Here is a 7,078-nt window from a genome sequence, read left to right on the forward strand (position 1 = left end):
GCGGTCGCGCTCACCAGGTGACCGGCAGGCTCTGCGGGCCGCGGATCATCGTCCGGCGCCGCCAGGCGACCTCGCCGGGCGCCACCGCGAGCCGCAGCCCGGGCAGCCGGTCCAGGACCGTGTCGATCAGCAGTTCCGTCTGCAACCGGGCCAGCACCGCGCCCGTGCAGTAGTGCGGGCCGTTGCCGAAGGCCAGGTGCGGCCGGGGCGCCCGGTCGGGGTCGACGGCGTCCGGGTCCGGGAAGACGTCCGGGTCGCGGTTGGCGGCCAGGTAGGAGACGTAGACCGGCTCACCGGCGGCGATGCGCACGCCGTGCAGCTCGACGTCCTCCAGGGCGATCCGGGCCAGGCCCACGGTGCTGCGGTGCGGTATGTACCGCAGCAGCTCGTCCAGGACCGCGCCGCGCGCCCCGGGCCGCTCGCGCGTCCGCGCCATCAGCTCCGGCCGGGTCAGCAGCAGGTACAGCATCTGGCCGCAGTTGTGGGTGACGGCCTCCCCGCCGATCTGCAGCGGCCCGGCCAGCCCCACCGCCTCGTCCTCGCTGATCTCGCCCCGGCCCACGGCCGCGCCCAGCAGCGACAGCACGTCCTCGCCGGTGCTGTCCCGGCGGGCCCGGACGGTGGCGGCGATCCACCCGTACATGCCCTCCTTGGCACGGTCGGCGGCCTCGGCGCCGCCGCACATGGAGATGATCTGCCGGGTCCAGGTGTGCACCTGCTCCCGTTCGGCGGGCGGCACGCCCATCACCTCGGCGACCACCGCGATCGGGAACGGCTCAAGTACCCGTTCGACGAGGTCCGCGGGCGGCCCCTCGGCCAGCACCGCGTCCATCAGCTCGTCGAGCAGCTCCTGCGCGCGGGGCCGCAGCCGCTTCATCGCGCCGACCGTGAAGGCCCCGGCGACCGGTTTGCGCAGCCGGTTGTGGTCGGGCTGGTCGGCCCAGGCCAGCGAGCCCGGACGCGGCTTGAAGTGCGGGGCCAGCCGGGTCACCTGCCGCCGGGTCACCTCCGCGCGGGAGAACCGCGGGTCGTTGGTGACCAGCTTGACGTCGTCGTAGCGCGTGGCCAGCCAGGCCCAGCCCGCGCCGTGCGGCAGGCGGATGCGGGTGATCGGTCCTTCGCGCATCAGGTCGGTGAGGACCGGGTCGAACTCGGTGCCGTCCAGGTCGAGCGCGGGCCAGTCCCGTACCGGGGGCGGGGGCGCCTGCTGCTCGTCGGCCGGTGGTGTGACCCGGGCGGCAGCAGGCGGCGTTATCCGGGCGGGTGAGGGTGTGGTGATCTCCTGCGTCATACATCAACCCTCACGGCGCCCGGCCCGCTTGTCGCGCGGGAGTGCTCCAGGCGGAGGGTCAGGGCCGGTCCGTCAGGCCGTCCACGAGGGCGGCGAGCGCTTCGGCGAGCCGGTCGAGGCCGGGGCCCGCGGGTCCGCCGGGCTCGCTCATGTACGTGTCCCGGCGGATCTCCACCATCAGGGCGGTGACCCGGGTGTCGCGGCCGTAGAACTCCAGCGGGACGTAGGTGCCGCTGAACGGGCTGTCCAGCCCGGTCTCCCCGCAGCGCGCGAACGCCTCGCGGGCCAGCCGGGCCGCCCCGGGCGGCGTGTGGAAGGCGTCCGTGCCCACGCACACCGGCGGCCGGGGTCCTGCGCCGTGCAGTTCGTAGGGCAGGGCGGCGCTGGGGTAGGAGTGCACGTCGACGACGACGGCCCGGCCGGTGGCGGCCAGCCGGCCGGCCACGGCCTCGGTCATGGCCCGGGCGTAGGGGTGGAACCAGCGTTCGACCAGCGGCGCGGGATCGGCGTCCGCGGGCCGCAGCACCTCCCGGTGCGTGGTGCGGGTGTAGACCGCGCCCATCCCGACGGCCGCCATCTCCTCCCGGTCGTCCGGGAACCGCTCCGGGTCCACGACGAGCCGCGACAGCCGGTTCACGAACCGCCACGGCGCGACGGCGGCGAGGCCGGCGGCCAGCTCGGCGAGCCGGGCGGTGTGCGCGTCGGTGATGTGGTCCAGCTCCCGCTCCAGCGCCACGTCGTCCAGCACGATGCCCGCCCGGACGGCGGCCGGTATCTCCCGCGCGGAGTGCGGCACATGCAGGATCACCGGCGACCCGGGATCACCGGGCAGAAGCTCGAACGACGGTACGGACGGAGACGGTAGGGGCGGTACGGCGCCGGGCACGGGCTGCCTCCTGGGCGACGGGGGGTGTTGTCAGTGGTGTACGGCAGGATCGGAGTGACACGGATCTTTCGGAGTGACACGGATCTTGATGGCACGGATCTGAATGACACGGAATCGATGTGTCACGGCGACGGATCTCCGCGCACCAGCCGCGGAGCGGGGGAGGAGCACCATGCCCATCGGCGACGCGCGCGTACGCGACCACGCGTTCCTGGCCGGCCTGTACCGGGACGGCTACTACCCGGACCACGTGGTGGACCTGGGCAGGGCGGTCCTGCTGCGCCTGTGCGAGCGCATCGAGGCCGAGCGCCCGGCGGACCTGACCGCGCTGTACGCCCTCACCCACGCGGCCACCGAGGAGTTCAACGCCCTGGAGTCCGCGTTCGAGGCGGCCGGCAGCGAGATCGAGACGGTGGCCCGGGAGGAGATAGCCGAGGACTTCTGGTTCGTGGCCCGGGCCTACGGCTTCGAGGACGCCGACGTGGAGGAGCTGATCGCCCCCCGGGAGTGGTGAACGGACCCGCACGGCCACGGCCGACGCGGCCCGCTCCGGGTACGGCGGCTCCGCCCCGGCCGGCGCGGGGCCGGGCGGGGCGGAGCCGGGGCGTTCCGGGCCCTCGGCGGGTCCGGGACGGCAGCCGGGTCAGCTCAGCGACGCCAGCGCGTCGTTCCAGGTGGCCGACGGGCGCATGACCTCGGCGGCCTTGGCCGGGTCGGGCTGGTAGTAGCCGCCGATGTCGGCCGGCTTGCCCTGGACGGCGTTCAGCTCGTCGACGATCTTCTGCTCGTTGCCGGCGAGCGTCTCGGCGAGCGGCGCGAACGCCTTGGCCAGGTCGGCGTCGTCGGTCTGCCGGGCCAGCTCCTGCGCCCAGTACAGGGAGAGGAAGAAGTGGCTGCCGCGGTTGTCGATGCCGCCGACGCGACGGGTCGGGGACTTGTCCTCGTTGAGGAAGGTCGCCGTGGCCCGGTCGAGGGTGTCGGCGAGGACCTTGGCACCGGTGTTGCCGGTGGCCTCGGCGTACTGCTCCAGGGACGGCACCAGGGCGAAGAACTCGCCCAGCGAGTCCCAGCGCAGGTAGTTCTCCTTGACCAGCTGCTGGACGTGCTTGGGCGCGGAGCCGCCGGCGCCCGTCTCGAACAGGCCGCCGCCCGCCATCAGCGGGACCACCGACAGCATCTTGGCGCTGGTGCCCAGCTCCAGGATCGGGAACAGGTCGGTCAGGTAGTCGCGCAGCACGTTGCCGGTGACCGAGATGGTGTTCTCGCCGCGGCGGATGCGCTCCACCGACAGCTGGGTGGCCTCCACCGGGGACAGGACCTTGATGTCCAGGCCCTCGGTGTCGTGCTCCGCCAGGTACTGCTTCACCTTGGCGATCAGGTTGGCGTCGTGGGCGCGGGTCTCGTCCAGCCAGAAGACGGCCGGGTCGCCGGTGGCGCGGGCGCGGGTGACGGCCAGCTTCACCCAGTCCTTGACCGGGGCGTCCTTGGTCTGGCAGGCGCGGAAGATGTCACCGGCCGAGACGGTCTGCTCGATCACGACGTGGCCGGCCTGGTCGACCAGGCGGACCGTGCCGGTGACCGGGACCTCGAAGGTCTTGTCGTGGCTGCCGTACTCCTCGGCCTTCTGCGCCATCAGGCCGACGTTGGGCACCGAGCCCATGGTGGCGGGGTCGTAGGCGCCGTGGGCGCGGCAGTCGTCGATGACGGCCTGGTAGACACCGGCGTACGAGGAGTCCGGGAGGACCGCGAGGGTGTCGTGCTCCTGGCCGTCCGCGCCCCACATGTGACCGGAGGTGCGGATCATGGCCGGCATGGAGGCGTCCACGATCACGTCGGAGGGCACGTGCAGGTTGGTGATGCCCTTGTCGGAGTCGACCATGGCCAGCTCCGGGCCCTCGGCCAGCTCGGCGTCGAAGGACGCCTTGATCTCGGCGCCCTCCGGCAGGCTCTCCAGGCCCTTGTAGATGCCGCCCAGACCGTCGTTCGGGGTCAGGCCGGCCACGGCGAGGGTCTCACCGTACTTCGCGAACGTCCTCGGGAAGAAGGCGCGCACCACGTGGCCGAAGACGATCGGGTCGGAGACCTTCATCATCGTGGCCTTGAGGTGCACGGAGAACAGGACGCCCTCCTGCTTGGCGCGGGCGATCTGCGCCGTGAGGAACTCGCGCAGCGGCGCGACGTGCATCACGGAGGCGTCGACGACCTCGTCCTTGAGGACCGGTACGGACTCGCGCAGCACGGTGGTGGAGCCGTCGTCGCCGACCAGCTCGATGCGCAGCGCGCCGTCCTCGGCGATCACGGCGGACTTCTCGGTGGAGCGGAAGTCGTCCACGCCCATGGTGGCCACGTTGGTCCGGGACTCGGAGGTCCAGGCGCCCATGCGGTGCGGGTGGGACTTGGCGTAGTTCTTGACCGAGGCGGGGGCGCGGCGGTCGGAGTTGCCCTCGCGCAGCACCGGGTTCACCGCGGAGCCCTTGATCTTGTCGAAGCGGGCGCGGATCTCGCGCTCCTCGTCGGTCCTGGGGTCGTCCGGGTAGTCCGGCAGCGCGTAGCCCTGGGCCTGCAGCTCGGCGACGGCCGCCTTCAGCTGCGGGATGGACGCCGAGATGTTCGGCAGCTTGATGATGTTGGCCTCGGGGGTCTTGGCCAGCTCACCCAGCTCGGACAGCGCGTCGGGGATCCGCCGGTCCTCGTCCAGGTACTCCGGGAACACCGCGATGATGCGTCCGGCCAGCGAGATGTCACGGGTCTCCACAGCCACACCCGCCTGCGCGGCGTACGCCCGGACCACCGGCAGGAAGGAATACGTCGCCAGGGCCGGGGCCTCGTCAGTGTGTGTGTAGATGATGGTCGAGTCAGTCACCGGGTGCTCCGCTCCACGTCTGCAACATTGCTCGACATCAAGATATCTCGTGATCCGGCCCGGCTCGACAGGGGTCCGTGCCGGAACCCGCCGCGCGGCGCGCGCCGGCCGTCGTGGATCACCCGCGTCATCCGTGCGCCACCTCGCGTTCGATCCAGCGGCAGATCACCTCCACCACGTAGGCGCGCTCCGCCCGGCTCAGCTCCCGGCCCTTCGGGATGCCGTGCTCACGCTGGAGGCAGGTGCGGCAGCAGGTCGCGGTGGCGTGCTGGGCGACGAAGACCGGATGGCCCCGGTAAGGGGTCTGCTTGCCGTCCTTGTACGGCGCGGCGGGCGCCAGCCGCTTGGCGATCAGATCACGGGCGTGCCACCGCAGGGTGGCGGGCCCGTGCAGCTCGGCGGTCGCCCGGTCCGGACCACGCAGGTGGAACTTGGCGCGGAAGGGGTGCCGGCCGATCGCGTCCAGGCGCGCGTCGAGCGGCCGGGGGGCCGGGTCGGGGGCTGGGGGATCGGGGGAGTAGGTCATGCCATGACCGAGCATAGGGGTGTTTCGGGTGTTTCAGCTGTTTCGGTCGTTCACCGGGGCCCGGTCGCGCGGCCGGGGGATCACCACCGTGTCCTGCTGGAGGGTGACCGAGCGGGTGGGTGCCGGGATGGTGATGCCCTCCGCGCGGTAGCGCCGGTGCAGGCGCTTGATGAACTCGTGCTTGATCCGGTACTGGTCGCTGAACTCGCCGACGCCCAGGATGACCGTGAACCCGATCCGGGAGTCGCCGAAGGTGTGGAACCGGATGGCGGGCTCGTGTTCCGGCAGGGCGCCGTCCGTGTCGTGCATCACCTCGGCGACGACCTCAAGCGTCACCCGCTCCACGTGCTCCAGATCGCTGTCGTAGCCCACCCCCGCCTGCACGAGGATCGTCAGCCGCTGCTCGGGCCGGGTGAAGTTGGTCATGTTGGTCTTGGCGAGCTGGCCGTTGGGGATGACGACCAGGTTGTTGGAGAGCTGGCGGACCGTCGTCTGGCGCCAGTTGATGTCCTCGACATAGCCCTCCTCGCCGCTGCTCAGCCGTATGCAGTCGCCGGGCTGGACGGTCTTGGAGGCGAGGATGTGCACCCCGGCGAAGAGGTTGGCGAGCGTGTCCTGCAGCGCCAGCGCGACCGCGAGACCGCCCACGCCCAGGGCGGTGAGCAGCGGCGCGATGGAGATGCCCAGGGTCTGCAGGACCACCAGGAAGCCGATCGCCAGGACCAGGATGCGGGTGATGTTGACGAAGATCGTGGCCGATCCGGCGACCCCGGAACGGGACTGCGTGACCGTCCGCACCAGACCGGTGATCACCCGGGCCGCGGAGAGGGTGATCACGAAGATCAGCCACACGGTCAGGATCTGGTTCACATGGTGCTGGACGGTCCGGGTCAGCGGCAGCACCGCGGCCCCGGCCGCCGCGCCGCCCGCGATGGCCGCCCACGGCACCACCGTGCGCAGCGCGTCCACGATGACGTCGTCACCGCTCCACTTGGTCCGCTTGGCGTGCTTGGCCAGCCAGCGCAGCACCGTGCGCGACAGGAACGCCGCCGCCAGGCCCGCCACCAGCGCGATCCCGGCCAGCATGAGATCGTCCAGCGTCATGGCGCGGTTCACCGGCCGCCTCCGGGAAGACGGACGGCGGCGTGCGGGGCCGCCGGCGGCCCGATGTGAAGTTGCGTCACGATGTCACCTGCTCGATTCCGGGATGTGCGAACGCGCCGGCCGCTCCGGAGGACGGGCGGGCGGCGCGATCGCTCATCCTGCCGTATCCGGTACGGCAGTTCGCACCGCGTGCGCCGGGGAGCGGCGGCCCGGGGCAGGCCGGGGCGAGCCACGACTCAACCGGCCGTGCCCGGCTCACCTGGCTGTGCCCGGCTCACCCGCCCGTGCTCCGAGTCACCCGCCCGTGCCCGGCTCAACCGGCCGTGCCCGGCTCACCTGGCTGTGCCCGGCTCACCCGCCCGTGCTCCGAGTCACCCGCCCGTGCCCGGCTCAACCGGCCGTGCCCGG

At 72.3% G+C, this 7,078-nt stretch carries 6 protein-coding genes; 1 reads left to right on the top strand and 5 read right to left on the bottom strand.

Going from position 1 to position 7,078, the window contains the following annotated elements; translation table 11 throughout:
- Positions 1–10 precede the first annotated feature (10 nt).
- Both ABZ858_RS10980 and ABZ858_RS10985 read right to left on the bottom strand, forming a co-directional pair.
- Complete coding sequence (locus tag ABZ858_RS10980) at positions 11–1,291, bottom strand: cytochrome P450 (protein ID WP_361374971.1); 1,281 nt, start codon at positions 1,289–1,291, stop codon at positions 11–13.
- 58 nt (positions 1,292–1,349) lie between these two features.
- A complete protein-coding gene (locus ABZ858_RS10985) occupies positions 1,350–2,099 on the bottom strand; it encodes an N-formylglutamate amidohydrolase (RefSeq protein WP_361374973.1) in 750 nt (249 codons plus the stop codon).
- 250 nt (positions 2,100–2,349) lie between these two features.
- On the opposite strand from ABZ858_RS10985, the gene ABZ858_RS10990 reads away from it, so the two are divergent.
- Positions 2,350–2,691, top strand: coding sequence for a DUF5713 family protein (locus tag ABZ858_RS10990; RefSeq protein ID WP_361374975.1), 342 nt, complete (start codon positions 2,350–2,352; stop codon positions 2,689–2,691).
- A gap of 129 nt (positions 2,692–2,820) precedes the next feature.
- Here the strand turns inward: ABZ858_RS10990 and ABZ858_RS10995 are convergent, their stop codons facing one another.
- The 3 genes from ABZ858_RS10995 to ABZ858_RS11005 all read right to left on the bottom strand — a co-directional run bounded on the left by ABZ858_RS10995 (position 2,821) and on the right by ABZ858_RS11005 (position 6,682).
- Complete coding sequence (locus tag ABZ858_RS10995; RefSeq protein WP_361374977.1) at positions 2,821–5,040, bottom strand: NADP-dependent isocitrate dehydrogenase; 2,220 nt, start codon at positions 5,038–5,040, stop codon at positions 2,821–2,823.
- A 127-nt stretch (positions 5,041–5,167) separates the two neighbouring features.
- Positions 5,168–5,566: a DUF4186 domain-containing protein gene (locus ABZ858_RS11000; RefSeq protein ID WP_361374979.1), complete on the bottom strand. Its 399-nt coding sequence runs from the start codon at positions 5,564–5,566 to the stop codon at positions 5,168–5,170.
- Between the two features lie 33 nt (positions 5,567–5,599).
- Positions 5,600–6,682 (bottom strand): mechanosensitive ion channel family protein, encoded by a 1,083-nt coding sequence (locus ABZ858_RS11005; protein ID WP_361374981.1) that lies wholly within the window; start codon positions 6,680–6,682, stop codon positions 5,600–5,602.
- Positions 6,683–7,078: the final 396 nt, after the last annotated feature.

It is taken from the genome of Streptomyces sp. NPDC047017 (genome assembly GCF_040644175.1).
Taxonomy (GTDB): domain Bacteria; phylum Actinomycetota; class Actinomycetes; order Streptomycetales; family Streptomycetaceae; genus Streptomyces.